The sequence below is a fragment of the Parageobacillus thermoglucosidasius genome, from assembly GCF_001295365.1.
In the GTDB taxonomy this organism is placed as follows: Bacteria; Bacillota; Bacilli; order Bacillales; family Anoxybacillaceae; genus Parageobacillus; species Parageobacillus thermoglucosidasius.
The window spans coordinates 2,545,508-2,562,392 of sequence record NZ_CP012712.1 but is presented as its reverse complement, the minus strand read 5'-3'; the positions used below and the strand labels follow the sequence as shown (position 1 = coordinate 2,562,392).

At 45.0% G+C, this 16,885-nt stretch carries 15 protein-coding genes and 1 CRISPR repeat array; of the genes, 1 reads left to right on the top strand and 14 read right to left on the bottom strand.

Annotated elements, in window-relative coordinates; translation table 11 throughout:
• Positions 1 to 83: 83 nt before the first annotated feature.
• Positions 84 to 755: a MerR family transcriptional regulator gene (locus AOT13_RS12565; protein ID WP_003250587.1), complete on the top strand. Its 672-nt coding sequence runs from the start codon at positions 84 to 86 to the stop codon at positions 753 to 755.
• 39 nt (positions 756 to 794) lie between these two features.
• Here AOT13_RS12565 and AOT13_RS12560 read toward each other — a convergent pair whose 3' ends face one another.
• The 14 genes from AOT13_RS12560 to csx2 form a co-directional block, all read right to left on the bottom strand.
• A complete protein-coding gene (locus tag AOT13_RS12560; RefSeq protein ID WP_003250588.1) occupies positions 795 to 1,160 on the bottom strand; it encodes a PilZ domain-containing protein in 366 nt (121 codons plus the stop codon).
• Complete coding sequence (gene parC / locus AOT13_RS12555) at positions 1,157 to 3,601, bottom strand: DNA topoisomerase IV subunit A (protein ID WP_003250589.1); 2,445 nt, start codon at positions 3,599 to 3,601, stop codon at positions 1,157 to 1,159. The genes AOT13_RS12560 and parC overlap by 4 nt, the downstream gene beginning before the upstream one ends.
• Complete coding sequence (parE, locus tag AOT13_RS12550; RefSeq protein WP_199858269.1) at positions 3,601 to 5,577, bottom strand: DNA topoisomerase IV subunit B; 1,977 nt, start codon at positions 5,575 to 5,577, stop codon at positions 3,601 to 3,603. Before parE ends, parC begins: the two co-directional genes overlap by 1 nt.
• A 150-nt stretch (positions 5,578 to 5,727) precedes the next feature.
• Entirely contained in the window at positions 5,728 to 6,147 is a 420-nt protein-coding gene (locus tag AOT13_RS12545; protein WP_003250592.1) for a CoA-binding protein, read from the bottom strand.
• Between the two features lie 71 nt (positions 6,148 to 6,218).
• Entirely contained in the window at positions 6,219 to 8,099 is a 1,881-nt protein-coding gene (locus tag AOT13_RS12540; protein ID WP_042385336.1) for a thioredoxin domain-containing protein, read from the bottom strand.
• 68 nt (positions 8,100 to 8,167) lie between these two features.
• Positions 8,168 to 8,350: a DUF255 domain-containing protein gene (locus AOT13_RS21180; RefSeq protein ID WP_035502040.1), complete on the bottom strand. Its 183-nt coding sequence runs from the start codon at positions 8,348 to 8,350 to the stop codon at positions 8,168 to 8,170.
• 512 nt (positions 8,351 to 8,862) lie between these two features.
• Positions 8,863 to 9,222: a CRISPR direct-repeat array (repeat unit 30 nt; unit sequence GTTTCAATTCCTCATAGGTAAGATAAAAAC).
• Positions 9,223 to 9,395: 173 nt separating this feature from the next.
• Positions 9,396 to 9,605 carry a hypothetical protein gene (locus tag AOT13_RS21075; protein ID WP_232511523.1) on the bottom strand — a complete coding sequence of 70 codons (210 nt, stop codon included), beginning with the start codon at positions 9,603 to 9,605 and terminating at the stop codon, positions 9,396 to 9,398.
• A gap of 45 nt (positions 9,606 to 9,650) precedes the next feature.
• A complete protein-coding gene (cmr6, locus tag AOT13_RS12530; protein ID WP_232511522.1) occupies positions 9,651 to 10,547 on the bottom strand; it encodes a type III-B CRISPR module RAMP protein Cmr6 in 897 nt (298 codons plus the stop codon).
• Between the two features lie 13 nt (positions 10,548 to 10,560).
• Positions 10,561 to 10,968 (bottom strand): type III-B CRISPR module-associated protein Cmr5, encoded by a 408-nt coding sequence (gene cmr5 / locus AOT13_RS12525; RefSeq protein ID WP_042385332.1) that lies wholly within the window; start codon positions 10,966 to 10,968, stop codon positions 10,561 to 10,563.
• A gap of 14 nt (positions 10,969 to 10,982) precedes the next feature.
• Positions 10,983 to 11,870 carry a type III-B CRISPR module RAMP protein Cmr4 gene (gene cmr4, locus AOT13_RS12520; RefSeq protein ID WP_042385329.1) on the bottom strand — a complete coding sequence of 296 codons (888 nt, stop codon included), beginning with the start codon at positions 11,868 to 11,870 and terminating at the stop codon, positions 10,983 to 10,985.
• Positions 11,870 to 12,997 carry a type III-B CRISPR module-associated protein Cmr3 gene (gene cmr3 / locus AOT13_RS12515; RefSeq protein ID WP_013876948.1) on the bottom strand — a complete coding sequence of 376 codons (1,128 nt, stop codon included), beginning with the start codon at positions 12,995 to 12,997 and terminating at the stop codon, positions 11,870 to 11,872. The genes cmr4 and cmr3 overlap by 1 nt, the downstream gene beginning before the upstream one ends.
• Positions 12,994 to 14,640 carry a type III-B CRISPR-associated protein Cas10/Cmr2 gene (gene cas10, locus AOT13_RS12510; RefSeq protein ID WP_013876949.1) on the bottom strand — a complete coding sequence of 549 codons (1,647 nt, stop codon included), beginning with the start codon at positions 14,638 to 14,640 and terminating at the stop codon, positions 12,994 to 12,996. The genes cmr3 and cas10 overlap by 4 nt, the downstream gene beginning before the upstream one ends.
• Positions 14,637 to 15,542, bottom strand: coding sequence for a type III-B CRISPR module RAMP protein Cmr1 (cmr1, locus tag AOT13_RS12505; RefSeq protein WP_013876950.1), 906 nt, complete (start codon positions 15,540 to 15,542; stop codon positions 14,637 to 14,639). Before cmr1 ends, cas10 begins: the two co-directional genes overlap by 4 nt.
• A 25-nt stretch (positions 15,543 to 15,567) precedes the next feature.
• Positions 15,568 to 16,881, bottom strand: coding sequence for a TIGR02221 family CRISPR-associated protein (gene csx2, locus AOT13_RS12500; RefSeq protein ID WP_042385326.1), 1,314 nt, complete (start codon positions 16,879 to 16,881; stop codon positions 15,568 to 15,570).
• Positions 16,882 to 16,885 lie beyond the last annotated feature (4 nt).

The following is a 16,885-nucleotide window of genomic DNA, read 5'->3' as shown; positions in this document are numbered from 1 at the left end:
TGTTTTGTCATTTAGCAGGAAAATAAACCATTCTCTTGGAAATAAACATATTAACTTTATAGAGAAAGGATGGACAAAGCCCGATGAAATCCTATACACTCCGCGAAGCCGCCAAAAAAGTGGAAGTCGCTCCGCGAATCCTGAAACAATGGGAAAAAGAATTTGCCCAATACATTACAGTTCCACGGACGAAACAAGGGGCACGCATTTATAACGACGAGTTACTGGAACAATTTACAAAAATTAAACAATGGTTCTCAGAGAAAAAAACAAAACATGATATTATTCAATATTTGCAGGAAGAACAACAAAACACCGGAGCGGGCGGCGAAGCGATTGACGCGCCGCATCCTTTGCGGCACGATTCTCACTACATAGCGGAACAATTGGCGAAGACGATGAAAGAAGAAATCGTTGGCGAACTCAAAAAAGAAACGACAGAGGCAGTGCAACAAGCAGTAGCAGAAATGAAAATATACATGGAGGAAATTTGCGAAAACTCCGCAGCCACGAAACAAGAAATTCATCAATCATTAGCACGATATACAAAAACATTGCAGGAAGAAACCGAAGAAATTCATGAACATCTCGACAATGTCGTCACGTTTTTGCAAGAAGAAAAAGAAAAACAAAGGCGCTACGAAGAACAAATTCTGGAGCGCGAAAAAGCGTTTCGCGAACTTGTGCTTTCCTTCCGCCAAACGGCAGCCAGCACCAACGCGAAACGTTCAAATAAATGGTGGAAATTTTGGTAATAAAAATAAAAAACAACTCGGTACATCGCCGAGTTGTTTTTAACGTTTGCGGTGAAGCGCCGCATGCCGTTTAATCTCACTGATAAGCTTTTCCCCCTGTTCATTTGAAATCAACAGTCGTACTCCATAATAATGCATTCGCGCAAACGGCCTCTCCCATACAATTTTTCCTAAGAAGCAAAACTCCACATCATTGAGCGTAAATATTATTTCAATCTCTTGGCCACGTTCGCACGGAATCCGCGCTGGGGTTTCCAGTTTCATTCCACGTGGGCTAATATCATGAATATGGGCGTTTTTCTCCTCGATTTCTATATATTTTTCATCATCGTGCACAAGACGGAATGTGCATGGGAGAGGCTGGCCAAACTGATAGCGAAACGCTTCTTGCCGTTTAAATTTCATCTCATCTCCTCTTTTCCTAATATATTAAATGGCTGTTTCCACATATCGATCACGTTTCCCGCTTCATCGCTGTCAATGATAAAAGAACCATTGCTGTAGCGATCGGCAACGCGCAGCGAAGAAACGGAAAGCGTCTCGATTTCTCCTGTTTCTGTGCGAATAAACAACATCTCGTCGTTCTTATCCGTCAAAACAGAAGCAACGATGCGGTGCGGGTTTGTTTTTAATTCACGCAGCATGACCACTCCGCGCTTGGCGCGCGACGTTTTCGTAAATTCGCTTAATGGCATTTTTTTTATGGCGCCGCGCTGGGTCACGATGACTAAATACTGCTCGCCTTCAGCCACAATCGGATGTGCGGAAACGACATGATCCCCTTCTTTTAAATTGATCCCTTTCACTCCAGCAGCGCGCACGCCGACCATGCTGATTTCCGCTTCATCGAACCATAATCCGTATCCTTGGTTCGTGATGAGCAATAAGCTTTGTTGTCCATCTGTCGCATGCACATGTATGACTTCATCGCCTTCTTTGACATTGATTGCGACAAGCGGACGCGTATAGCGTTGCACTTTATATTGCGCCAGCTCCGTCCGTTTCACCATGCCCTGTTTGGTGACAAAAACAAGGCTTAACGGTTCATCAAACCGTTTGACCGGAACGGCGGCAATAAGATCATCATCGCGGTCAAGTGGAATCAAATTGGAAATGTGCTGACCGACATCTTTCCAGCGGATATCCGGCAGCTCATAAACCGGACAGTACAAGTAATTGCCTTTTCTCGTAAATAATAATAATACATCGGTTGTGTTCATTTCCATTTGCGAAAGCAGCCGATCCGATTCTTTCATGCCGAAATCTTGACCATTTGAAGCATTGTAAGAACGATAACTCGTCCGCTTCACATATCCTTCTTTCGTCACAGTGACAATGACGTCTTCTGACGGAATCATCACTTCCAAATTAATTTTTAGTTCTTCGATTTCGTCTTCAATCACCGTTCGTCGTTCATCGGCATATTGCTTTTTCATCGCTTTTAATTCTCTTTTAATCACCGCAAGCAATTTCTTTTCACTGTTTAAAATAGTGGTCAGTTCCTGAATCGTTTTTTCCAGCTGTTCCGCTTCCTGCTGCAACGCCGTAATATCCGTGTTCGTTAACCGGTATAATTGCAGCGACACGATCGCTTCCGCCTGTGCTTCCGTAAACTCATACTTCGCTATTAAGTTGTCTTTCGCATCGCGCTTATCGCGGGAAGCGCGGATCGTCGCAATCACTTCGTCTAAAATGGATAAAGCTTTCATTAAGCCTTCGACAATATGCTGGCGCTCATATGCTTTTTTCAGCTCGTATTGCGAACGGTTCGTCACCACTTCTTTTCGGTGTTCGATATACGCGTCCAACAATTCCGGAAGGCTCAACAGCTTCGGCCGGCGCTCGTGGATCGCGACCATATTAAAACTGTACGGCACTTGCAAATCGGTGTTTTTATATAAATAATTTAAAATTCCTTCCGCATCGGCGTCTTTTTTCAGTTCAATGACAATGCGCAGCCCGGTGCGGTCCGTTTCGTCGCGGACGTCGGCAATGCCGTCCAGCTTTTTGTCAAAGCGAAGTTCATCGATTTTTTTGACAAGATTCGCTTTGTTCACCTCATACGGAAGCTCTGTGATGATAATTTGCTTTTTCCCGCCTTTTCCTTGTTCAATCGCCGCTTTGCCGCGGATGATGATTTTTCCTTTTCCCGTTTCATACGCTTTTTTGATGCCGTCTTTCCCTTGAATAATGCCGCCCGTTGGAAAATCCGGGCCTTGAATCACCGTCATCAGCTCATCGACCGTGCACTTCGGCTTGTCAATGCGCATGATTACCGCATCAATTACTTCGCCTAAATGATGCGGCGGAATTTCGGTCGCATATCCCGCCGAAATGCCGGTAGAACCGTTCACTAACAAATTGGGAAACATCGCCGGCAGCACAACCGGCTCGTTCGTCGTATCATCAAAGTTTGGGACAAATTCAACGGTCTGTTTTTCAATATCGCGCAACAACTCCAAAGCGATCGAAGACAGACGCGCTTCCGTGTAGCGCATCGCCGCCGGCGGATCGCCGTCAATGCTTCCGTTATTGCCGTGCATTTCAATTAATATATTGCGCAGCTTCCAATCTTGGCTCATCCGAACCATCGCCTCATAAACAGACGAATCGCCGTGCGGATGGAAGTTTCCGATCACGTTCCCGACTGTTTTCGCCGCCTTGCGGAACGGTTTATCCGCCGTATTCCCATCGATGTACATCGCATATAAAATGCGGCGCTGCACCGGCTTTAAGCCATCGCGGGCATCGGGAAGCGCGCGTTCTTGAATAATATATTTGCTGTAGCGTCCAAACCGGTCGCCAAGCACGTCCTCCAGCGGCAAATCTAATAACCTTTCTGCCATCAATAATCCCCTCCTGCGATAAATACGTGCTCATTGTCTAAAATATTTGGATCGTCTTCTAATCCGAAGGCAACATTCGCCTCAATCCATTTGCGGCGAGGCTCGACTTTATCGCCCATCAGTGTCGTGACGCGGCGCTCTGCTCTTGCCGCATCTTCAATCCGCACGCGGATCAATGTGCGCGTCTCCGGGTTCATCGTCGTTTCCCATAATTGTTCGGCGTTCATTTCGCCAAGCCCTTTATAGCGTTGCACCGTATAGCCTTTGCCGAGTTTCTTCGTAATTTCTTTGAGCTGCGCATCGGTCCAGGCGTACTCAACGATTTCTTTTTTGCCGCTGCCTTTGCTTACTTTATAGAGCGGCGGCAGCGCGATATACACTTTTCCCGCTTCGATGAGCGGGCGCATATACCTGTAGAAAAACGTCAAAAGCAGCACTTGAATATGCGCGCCGTCCGTGTCCGCATCGGTCATAATAATGACTTTATCGTAGTTAATGTCATCAAGCGAAAAATCCGGTCCAACTCCCCCGCCGATCGCGTGGATAATCGTGTTGATTTCCTCGTTTTTCAAAATGTCGGCAAGCTTCGCTTTTTCCGTGTTGATCACTTTTCCGCGCAGCGGCAATACCGCTTGGAAACGGCGGTCGCGTCCTTGTTTCGCCGAACCGCCCGCCGAATCTCCCTCCACTAAATACAATTCGTTTTTTTGCGGATTGCGCGATTGCGCCGGCGTCAATTTTCCGCTTAACACCGTCTCTTTTCCTTTTCGCTTCTTTCCGCTCCGCGCTTCCTCGCGCGCTTTTCGCGCCGCTTCCCGCGCCTGGTATGCCCGGATCGCTTTTTTAATCAGCATCGTGCTCACGTCCGGGTTTTCTTGCAAAAAGTACGTTAAATGCTCGGACACGATTGCGTCAACAGCGGAACGGGCTTCGCTTGTCCCGAGCTTTCCTTTCGTCTGCCCTTCAAATTGCAGCAAGTTTTCCGGAATTCGCACCGAGACGATCGCCGACAATCCTTCGCGGATATCGGTGCCTTCTAAGTTTTTATCTTTTTCTTTCAACAGCCCGTTTTTGCGCGCATACTCGTTAAAGACGCGCGTCATTGCTGTCTTCGCTCCCGCTTCATGCGTGCCGCCGTCTTTCGTGCGCACGTTGTTGACAAATGACAGCACGTTTTCCGAATAACCGTCGTTAAACTGAAAAGCAAATTCGACTTCAATGCCGTTTTGCTCTCCTTCAAAATAAACGACAGGATGAAGAACATCTTTATCTTCGTTTAAATATTCGACAAACGCTTTAATCCCGTTTTCATAATGAAACACATCGCTCATCCCGGTCCGTTCATCGATGAGCTCGATTTTTAACCCTTTTAACAAAAACGCCGATTCGCGCAAACGCTCGCTTAATGTCTCATAGTTAAACGTTGTCGTGCTGAAAATCGCCGGATCTGGCTTAAACTGAATGATCGTGCCCGTTTTGTTCGTCGTCCCGATTTTTTCCAGCGTCGTCACTGGCTTTCCGCCGTTTTCGAAACGCTGCTGATAAATAAAGCCGTCGCGATGAATCGTCACTACCAGCCATTCCGACAGCGCGTTGACGACCGATGCGCCGACTCCGTGCAAGCCGCCGCTCGTTTTATAGCCGCCTTGCCCGAACTTTCCGCCGGCGTGAAGCACCGTCAAAATCACTTCCGGCGTCGGCTTGCCGAGCTTATGCATCCCCGTCGGCATGCCGCGCCCTTCGTCAAGCACAGTAACGCTGTTATCTTTATGTATTTTGACGAGAATATAATTTCCGTAACCTGCCAGCGCTTCATCAACCGAATTGTCGACAATTTCATAGACAAGATGATGCAACCCGCGGCTATCGGTGCTGCCGATATACATCCCCGGCCGCTTCCGAACCGCTTCAAGTCCTTCTAACACTTGAATCGCATCATCGTTGTATTCATATACGGATGGTTTTGTCACATACATACCCCTTTCAAATAAAACAAGAACATTTGTTTCTGTTTTATTGTAACACAAAATTCGCGAGCGTCTACGCCTATTTTACCGATTAGGACAAAATATGCAAAATTCCCTCTAAAAATGGAAATGACCATCTTAAAAGATGGTCGATTTCGCTTAATGTTGTTGCGTCAACGCATGCTCCACTTTAATGCAGCGATCCATCACAACCGTATACCCTTTTTCTTTCAAAAATTCATAGGCTTCTTCATTAACAACGCCGAGCTGCGCCCAAAAAACATCGGCATCGATTTGCACAAATTCACGGGCGATTTCCGGCAAATGTTCGGAACGGCGAAATACGTTCACAATATCGACATGGCCATCAATATCCGTCAGTTTTTTCACCGCTTTGATGCCTTCCCATTCCTCGATCATCGGATTGACAGGAATAATTTCATAGCCGGCGTCTTTCATCGCCTTCGCCACCGTGTACGACGTCCGCTCCGGATTGTCTGATAGCCCAACGACGGCGATGCGCTTTGCTTTTCGCAAAATTTCCCCGATTTCTTCTCTGCTTGGATTTGTTATTGGCATATCCGCTCTCTCCTTTATTTTTGTTTTCGACGTACTTATTCTTCACAAGCGAAAAAAATCCTGCTAAAGAATCATTCAAACAGCTGCTCGGCAACAAACTCGACGTCCGTCGTCGGTTGCTGGCAGGCAAAATTTTCACACACGTATACGGTCGTTTCATCGCCAAGCGGTTCATACTCCGCCGCAAACGGAGCGATGCCCGCAACATCGGCCGGATGTTCCGCCACCAGCAAGAAAACGTTTGGCGCAAAAGCGTGCTGCCACTTTAGAATAAACTGCTCCCGCTTTTCATCGCCTTGTTTGCCGAACAGCACGACCTCGGCCGCCGGCGTTTCAATCAATAACAGCCCTTGCAAGAAAAACGTATGGCCGCTTTCGTATGCTTCGACTTGGCGCCGGAAAACTTTATACATCGTTTCGGCTTTTTCCAATAGCGCCAAATCGCCTGTCAGCCTTGCTAGGCGAATCATCTGTACAGCCGCTACGCTATTTCCCGATGGCAGCGCGCCATCATAAATTTCTTTTTCCCGGATAATGAGCGCTTCGGCGTCATTGCCTGTCATAAAAAACGCACCATGCTTTTCATCCCAAAAAAGGCTGATCATTCGCTCCACGCATGTTTTCGCCTTTTGCAAATACGCCAAATCCAAGGTCGCTTCATACATTTCGACATACGCCCAAACGAGATAGGCGTAGTCATCAATAATGCCGAGATGTTTCGCTTCCCCGCCGCGATAGCGCACCATCAGCCGGCCGTTTTGCCAAAGGCGTGTTTCGATAAACGAAAGCGCTTGCTTGGCCATCTGCAAATAATCGCGGCGCTCGTATACTTTTGCCGCTTTCGCCAGCGCGGCAATCATTAATGCATTCCAAGCTGTTAAAATTTTGTCATCCACATGTGGGCGGACGCGTGACGAACGCTCGGCAAGCAGCTGCTTCCTTGCTTCTTCCAGCCTTTCGCGCAATTCTTCTTCCGTCAGGCGGTATCGTCTTGCGATCCGCTCCATTCTCGCATGAATGAGGTTTGGTACATTTTTTCCAGCAAAATTTCCTTCTTCGGTAATATCGTAAACGCGGCAATACAGCTCGCCCAGTTCTGCACCGAGGACGTTTACCACCTCATCGGGCGTCCAAACATAATATTTTCCTTCCACTCCTTCGGAATCGGCATCAACCGCTGAATAAAACGCGCCATCTTGTGACGTCATTTCCCGCTTGACAAATTCGATGATTTGTTCAGCAATCTCTTTATACCGTTCCTTTTTCGTTAATTGATATGCTTCCGTATATACGATGACTAAGAGCGCGTTATCATACAGCATTTTCTCAAAATGCGGCACAAGCCACATCGCATCGGTCGAATAGCGGGCAAATCCATAGCCGATATGGTCATAAATGCCGCCGTTTGCCATGCCGTTTAACGTTTTTTCCACCATCAAAAGCGCGCGGTCATCCCGCTTCCATTGATAGTACCGCATTAAAAACATGAGCATATGCGGAATCGGAAATTTCGGTGCGCCGCCAAACCCGCCATATACTGCGTCAAAGCCGTTCAAAAGCTGCCGGTATGCTTTCTCGATTGCCGCAAAAGGAAGCCGCTCTGTTCCCGAAGCACGCGCAGACTGGCGAAGTGCCTCTGTCACTTGTTCTGCAACGTGAACAATTTCATCCGGATTTTCCTTATATTTGTCATACAACCGTGTCAATAGCTCGATAAAGCCGGGACGGCCATAGCGGCTCTGTTTTGGAAAATACGTTCCCGCGTAAAACGGCTTCCCTTCCGGAGTCAAAAACACGCTGAGCGGCCACCCGCCTTGCCCCGTCATCATCTGGCAGACGCGCATATACACGGAGTCAATATCCGGTCGCTCTTCCCGGTCCACCTTAATAGATATATATTTCTCATTTAATATCTTTGCCACTTCTTCATCCTCAAAACTTTCATGCGCCATGACATGACACCAGTGACATGTGGATATAAGCATCCTCGCTTTCATCTTCATCTATTGACCCCGAAGGGTCAGGAATAGCCAATGGACAAGAACACAGGCTTGCCTTCCCTTTTTGCTTTTTGAAACGCTTCCGGCGACCATTCCAGCCAGTTGACAGGATTCGTTTCATGCTGCTTCAAATAAGGGCTTTTCGACATAACCAACCAATTATATTTTTCGTTATAACGTTCACGTTCAAGATATTCCTTCATTATGTAACACTTCCTTTTATCCAATGTTAGAACGCTTCTTCCATCTTCTCCTGAGCAGTTGTCTGTAAGGCTGCAATAAAAGCATGGCTAGGAAGAGACGTTCATCTTTATTTTACAAATAATTTCTCTAAAATACACCTAAAAAAGTCTTGATTAGATCTTTACACTACACTAGTATAACTAATTAAAAATTAGCGATTAAGATGAAGTTAATGAACCCGCGACAATCGATGAAATTCGCAGTTATGCCAAAAGAAAAGAGGACACGGTGTCTTGGCAGGCTCAAAGGGGGGAAACACTGCAGCAAACTATAGAAGCACGAATTGACGTTGATATCTGGGATAATCCAACAACAAGAAACAACAAGAACACTATAAAATCATAACCCTATATTATGGGAGACACTGATTAACATAATGAAACACATCATAATCGCACAAAAAAGCTTGGGGAACATCTGTCCTCAAGCTTTAAATTTAACGTTACTATTCGACTAACACTATGCTTGGATAGTTTCAATTCCTTATAGGTAAGATAAAAACTTAGATGAAAAGGAGAAGGCATATATCAGAGAATTAAGTTTCAATTCCTCATAGGTAAGATAAAAACAACAAGCATCCCGTTCGCGTCGATTTCCCAGCCGAGGTTTCAATTCCTCATAGGTAAGATAAAAACTTGGCCAAAGGATTCCAAACAGATGGCCAAATCATGTTTCAATTCCTCATAGGTAAGATAAAAACAGGAATCGCCTTCAAAAATCAAATGGAGGTTGATAGTTTCAATTCCTCATAGGTAAGATAAAAACTCCGACGTGGAAAGCTTCTTTGTCTCTAGTAAGATGAGTTTCAATTCCTCATAGGTAAGATAAAAACCCCTAAAAAACGCTGATGTATCAATGTTTTTCTGAAATGGCTAAAATCAGTATACGTCATTTAGAAAATTTGATCAATATATAGTAATGATTGATGGTTGTAAGGAAGAAGGAGAAAAAGAAGTGTCGTCGATCCTCCACAATTTTTGCACGATTGGAGGTCGACGACACGGGTTAGCTTTCTAACAACGCCCGAATCGCTTGTACTTTTTCGTATTGTTTTTGCTTACTTGGTTTTACGTTCCATTGTCCGATGCGTTGCCAATAGGCTTTAAGTGCTTGTGCGGCCTGTTTGTTTTGTTGCGCGATGACCTCTTGATACAGCACAGATTTACTTTTTTCTTGATCTTGCTGGCTATTGGTAAGCATTTCGATTTGCCGCACTAGCCGTTCTTCTGGAGGAAGCTGTGCCAGACGCGCTTCTTCCTCTTATCTTTGGCGTTCTTGTTCTTTCTCACGTTCCTCTAAAAGCTTTTTTGCTTCCCGCTCTTTTTCTTTTTTGACAAGAGGAAGAAAATCGGATTCTGTAACATCCTGGATATTAGTAAAATACCCATACCCTGACGATGTTTTGGAACCGATTCCGAATTCGGTTAAGGCGCTGATTGTCCACGAAGCAGCTTTGTCTAACAGCTGCTTTGCTTGTTCTGTCGTTAGACTAATTGCGCGGTCACACGTTATATAGATGTCGACATCCGAAACCATTACAGTAAAAAACGTAACTGGTGTCGGGGATAGATCGTCTGTTGCCGCTTGTTTTCTCTCATAATATTTTTTCATATGTACCGTTAACACATCGGGAACGAGCTGTAGCCCATTTGTTAAAAAGATGTCATGAAATTGGACAACTCCTCGCCGCTCCTGTGTTCCGAACACGAGCGCACCAGTTTCGTGTGATAATAAGTTTTCTTCCTTTCCATCACAATATGCTTCGATAAACCAGTGGCGTACAACCCCTTTAACACTGGAGGCAGGAATGTACGGAACACCGTATACAGGGTGAATCGTCAATGATGTTTCCCGAACATGACCTGCGCCGAGTCCATGAACGATTTTCCCAATAGGATGTGCTTTTAGCTTTTTGACATACCCTGTTTGTGCCCAATGGACAAACGCTTGTTCACGCTGCCGGGCGACATCGTTTGCGATTTCTTGCAAATCACGATTCACAGGAATTGTTTCTATCTTTTTTAATATCTCGTATCTTTTTTTCTTTTTATTCCATATATGTTTCAAACAGTAATGCATATGATAAGCAAGATGGGAGATTTGCTGTTTGTCGGCAAGGCGGACCACCTCTTGTGTATCTCTTGGATGAAGAAACATCTCCCTCCCCCCTTTATTGTTCTTTCTCTTCATTTTCTTTTGCCATTCCGTCGACAAATTTACGCATCCAGTTTAACAGTGCCAACGCTTCCATCGTCCAAAGACGGTATTCTGCGCTTGGAAGGTTAATGACCACTTGGACAAATTCCTTTTTGTCACCTTGAAATGCATGAGGGTATTTTTCTTGAAACCATTCGTGAAGCGCCTGATAAATCGCCTCATATTCTTTTTCTTTTTGATAACAAAATGCCAATGCTTGCCCCAATCCGTTTACTTGAATAAGAGATGGCATTTTTTTGACGTAAGACCGATAGTTTTCAAATTTGCCGATACGCTTATCTTCCTTTACTTTTTTCACTGCTTCAAACGCAAAAGCGGCACGTCCATTTTCAATGCCAACACGTTGAATGTTTTTTGCCACGACACACACCCCTTTTATACCCAAATCGTCCGAAGAATTCCTCGCCCTAACGTGCTATTGCCGCCAAGCTGAAATACTTTCGGGAACGTATTTTCTTTCACTAAAAAAGCTTTCACGTCTTCCGCTTTTTGAAGGCCTTCCATTCCTTTTCCGCGTACATTTCCGATGTAAAGGAAGCTATAAAAAATCGTTTCCGGCGGAACGTTTTCTTCATACCAAAGAGCACCATTATCTTTATCTACTGTTCCCTTTTCATGGTCAATCTTGATACGCGCATTTACTTCAGTTGACAATTTCACAAAATCAGTAAAATCGTCATCAGACAATACAACCAATCGATCTTGAATGTTAATTTGCACATGGTCAGAAAGCAATTTCGCAAGCTGATCCGCCAACTGTTTGGCATCATCGGAAACCGTTACTTCAAACGTATATTCCTCCAATACAATATGTTGATTTGCCGCAATTAGGCGATCAGAACTCACTGTATTCGGGCTTGGCACTAGGAGCGGATCGATACTGATATCATAAAGCGCGATTTCATTATTCCACCGCTCTAACACTTGTGGGCATGTAATCCACGCAAACACGCCGCGCAACGACTTAACTGGGAACAACAACACGCGCGCGTCGCTAAGCGCAATCGCGCTCGCCTGCGTTTCGTTTTCTTTTCCTTTTTCTGAGCCAAATATCAATTCTAGTTTTTTGTCTTCCCCTTTTTCTCTTAACGACTGCGTGATATGGTAACGCAACGCTCCTTTTAACGATGAGCTTTCGATTTTTGGAAACCCTGTATGCTTTTCGCGTTGAATCGGCAAATCAACTAATCCGATTTCACTTCCGCTTCCTGCGTGAACGGATGTAACTGCATGTAGAAAAAATGGACGTACGATTGAATACATTACAATTCCTCCTCACTTTTACTTGCACTTGCAATGACGGCAAAACCGAACCCTTCTTCTGCCCCTTCATCGGTAAAATGCATTCCGTTGGCAACGAATAGTAATTTCGAAATATCTTCTTCTTCCACTTCTACATAAATAACCGAACCAGCAGGCACCATCCATTTTCGCGGTTTCGGACGATGACGGACGATATCCCAGCCGCCATATAACTCTGGTCGTCCAATGGCAGCAGTTAGCCATTTTACCGTCACGCCATTCGGCAATGTCACCTTTTCGCCGTCAAAGTTGCACGGGCGTGAACCACTTTCAAAAATCGCTGGAGATAGGAAAATAATTTTCGCTACCTTTGTTTGTGCTATTTTTTCTGCTAGTTGTTTTTTCTCTTTTTCATCCCATAATGTAAATGTTTCTTCAGACTGCTGAATAATCCACGGGCGATTTTCTCCGCCGATGCGGGCAAACTTCACTTTCGAAAAATCCGGTCCGTTTCCAATGTAAACCGCAAGAGCTCCGTCATCACGAAAACGCCCCTGCATGACTCGATATAAAAGCCCTTCCTGTGCGGTGCGGCTCCCTATATCCAACCGAATTCCTACCTTTTCTTCCCGCACGACTAACTTCGACAACGAAATAAGAGATGATATTGGCGCTTCGTGTAAAATGGCATGCTTCCATTCCTGTAGAGAAACATACTGATGTTGGGAACTTTTCGTTTTTTCTCGTCTTGTAGAAGCAAGCCGCCACTTTCCTTGCAGCGAAGACGGCTTTTCATCGTTTGCAAGCAACAACGGATACGCTTTTAGAGATTTTTTTTCTTCAATTACTTGATAATCTAATGGCAACGGGAGAAGAATGTCTTGTTTATATGTAAGTGCGCAATATTGTAATCGAAATTCCCCACGTTGATTTGGTGTTCCCATCCATCTTTTCACATGTTCATCTGTTTCACGAACAAATTCATCAAACGTAGTATGGGTGTGAATATACGCGGCACGTAAAGCTCCGTAAATCGTGTTTGGTCGCGGAGGGAACATCGACTCCATCACCGTATCTTCTCCTGCTTCCGTAACATGATGGTTTTTGAAAAAAAACGTATCTACCGGCTTCAATGTTAATTTTGTCATTTTTCCGTTCCCTCCTTCCGCTTGAAAAAGGTTAAGATTTTCAATAGATACAAAAAGTCGTATCCGCTTGGCACTATATCGTACAACTTCATAAGTGTTTCCACATGCGAATCAAGATTATTTATTTTTGCACCTTCTTTCACCGATCGTTTCAACAATCGGCGCAACTCTGTGCGAACCATTTCTTTGTTTTCCCATTTCGAATGATAATCCTCATGTAAGAGAGGATAAAAAGCTTGTGTAAAATGATGAATAAACGTCGGTGATAGCGATTCCTTTAATAGTAAAAGAAATTGATGTAACTCATCAGTAATTTTTTCCTGTTCCACGGTCCATGGCAACACCGCCTCCGAAATCTCTCCCGAACGAGTATGAACGGCGATCGCTAAAGCGTCTTTTTGATGTTTCGTAGTTTCCGAGTAATAGCTTTTTGCTTTTTGTTCTAGTCTCCGCACCTCATTTAACACTAATTGCAGCGGAGCCTTTTTATGGGCAACGATCAGCCCGACCGAAGCAGTGGCGCCTTTTCCTAATCCCTTTTTCTCATCGCTAAAGGCAAAACGTAATTCCTCCGCTATTTTTAACGCTTCATCTACCGGAACGAAAGCGAGAACATCGTCTCCGCCCGCATATACAAGCCGGCCATGATAGTCCTTCTCAACGATGTTCGGTACAACTTCCTGTGAAAAATGTGCAAGCTTTCGGCTGATGCGGCTATAGTCTTCCTTGTTCTCTCCGGAAAACCATTTTCCCATATTGTCGCCGTCCATCATCACGATCGCGTAATATTTTCCTGAACCAATTTCCGTTACGGATGGAAAAATACGGAATTTTGTTCCTGCTGTTTCGAAGATCGGGGTGAAGTAATCACGCGCAACGCGTTTACCAAGACAAATACCGCACAAAAACTCATTCTTTTTTATTCTTCCAACATATTGCTCTTGTTCTGAATTTTCTTCCGGCTCTTTGTATATTCCCGCGCGCCGTTCCCATGTTCTCACCAATTTTTGTTTCATCGCACCGTATCGGTCGAACTCGTCTATATCCTCCAAACATAACGCTTCCCGCTCTTTACAAACGGTACAAACTAAACCGTGTTGAGGAACAGATCCATAACGCTTTTCGTTTTTCAACGCCCCAAGCCGGCGCTCGGCACGCTCACGAATTTGTCTAAACGACTCCGTTTCATCATAAGGTTCAGCAACCCAATAAATCTCTAAAAACGAACGGATTTGTGCTTCCGTCGTTGTCTTCAGTTTTTCTTTCTCATGATCTAAAAGAAATGGAAACACGTTATCAATCGCTTGAAAACAAAAATCGCAAAATACATTTCGCACGCTTTGGTCCGTTTCTTGCAATATCGCTTCTACTTTTTCCGCTTCTCCATTGACAATTGCCGTAAATCGGTTCGGAATGGAGGCGATATGGAGATGGCGCGATGATGGATTTTCCAATTCCTCTTTAGTAACGAGAGGATATACAATTTCACAATGCGGAGCGGCTTGGTACAACGCTTTCATCGCTTCACGCACAAGGTAAGATAAGATGTAACTTCCGCTCCAAAAATCTTCCGTTTTCCGCGCTGATGCAATAAATGACTGCACTGGTCCAACCGTAAAAATCACTAGTTGCCGTTTGCTCATACCCTCACCCCAGCTATTTCCAAAAACAAATCTCGATCTCGTTGATATTGTGGTTGTTTGTATACAGAGCTATCCGCCTTTACTTCGGTGACAACCGGATAATACAAATCCCCGATCTTCCGCACGGTACACCATAGCGGCGAAGCGAATCGTTTCGGACGAACTGCACCTAACCGACCATAGCGGTTCGCCTCGTGCGACGCGACGCCAAAGCGTTTTAACACTTCCTGCGGTGTTTTTTGTCCTTCACCGACCCAAACCGCTGACAACACTGGATGATAAGTGCGTGCTTCTCCTTTGCGCTTTACGATGCATCCACTGTCGGAAAACTGAAACCTCTCACTCTGTCCCAAACGAATAAGCACTTCTTGCAAGCTAGCCACGAAATCCGCGACCGTCTCCCAATGATGTCCTTCCCATTGGACCGCGCCAAATCCGCGGCGCGCCCGCTGTCCCATCCCAGCAAGATGAAGCATGTACTGAAAATACAATTCATATGTCTCCAACAACTGCTTGTGTTTTTGCAATGTCCGCATAACAACAGCTGTTTCTTGTCCTGCTGGAATCGTTCTAACCGCAAACGACTTTTTTGTTCGATGCGGAAGGATGCTTTCTCTTTTTAAACCACTTAACGAACGTTGTAAAAGCAAATTCACTGGAGACTTTTGTTTTTTTATCTGTGTCCCGCCAAACCATTCTTCTTCTTGCTCTAGCAGCGCGGTATGATTTTTTTCCTCCTGAAGCGTCCGCCACCAATAACGCCACACTCCGCGCAATGAGGAAATGCGGAATTCCGCCTTTTCCCCCGCATTGGCACCATGCATTGCCATCGGTGTTATCAATTTCAATTTGTACGTTGTTTCCACGATCGCTGAGGCTTTCATCCGTTCGTTATCAACCATTCACTCTTTCCCCTTTATTTCATTTTCATTGTGAAAGTGCCGCCATTTCCTCAAAAAATGGCTTTATCGCATCTAATAACGTTTTCACACGCTGGGCAAATCGATCGGCTGTTAACGGACGTTCTCTTACTCCCGCATGATTCATATCATTGCGAAGTTCCGCTACTTCTCCAAACGGTTTCAGCAATTCCCGATACGGAAGCAGCTTTTCTACCATTTCCTCGACAAATGGAACGCTATGTACTTCCCATTCTTCTTTTTTCGTTCTCCGTATGATAATCCGTATGGCAGAATGAAGGTCGTTTCGGATCTCCACATTAGTGACTTCCAGCTGAAACGCACGGCAGATTGCCGTAACAACATTTTCCGATAACATCGTTAATGCTGACTGAATCAGTCCGTTATCTACGCACCAGCGCGCTACTTCCCATCCATTGATAATCGTATTGCCGCCAAAATTCGAATATTTCTTCTCCATTTCATCCAATATCGGAACAAGCGGTTTAATCGCCTCCGCTTGCGAGTGACGGACTTGTTCAAGCTGATAGCGGAATTTTTCCACTTCTTCTTCCACTTGCAAGCTTCGGCATGTACGAATAGAATTTCCAGTTCGATCCAACTGTTTTGCTAATTTATTTAGTTTCTCCACTTCCCGTTTCAATAGCGGGCTTGCATTGGCATCGCAAAACACTTTTCTATTTTCGCGCGCCGTCAGTTCTTTAATGAGAGACGCATCTCCCGTTCGTAAAAACTGGTCGACCCCGTTTGTCCAGTCAAGCAATTGTGCCATATTCGTCAAATCCACAATCGGCACCAGCCGCTGTTCAGGAGAAAGCTGTTTCACTTCGTTTGGTCTCCCTAATTTTTCAAACCATCCGTATGCCAATGCTCCAATCGTCGCTTTTTTTACTAAACGTGCGTAATTTAACACAATTAGCGCAACAAATGGAATCGATCGGAAACTGTGGGTGATATCGAAGTAAATCGTATCCCCTTCACCAATTTCCGCGATAATGGAATCAAATAGCTTCCAGTTGGCGGATTCATCTTGACCGCTTTCTATTTCAACAAGCTTGACGGTCGCTTCTGGAGCGATCTGTTGAAAAGCGGTTTGGATCCCTTTCACTTGCTGCCCCTCACGAACCTTATCATTCCAGTTGCTTTCTTTTGCCTCTTTCGTCGCAAAGATGATCACATCCATTGGTTCTTCATTTCGAAATAATTCATAAATGGCTGTTTGCACAAAGCGCGTATAACTGGAGCGCTGGCCGCGATATGTGTAAAAACAATATTCGTAATCATTGCGGCCTAGAAAAGACAATAGCACATTTCGAGCCATCCGC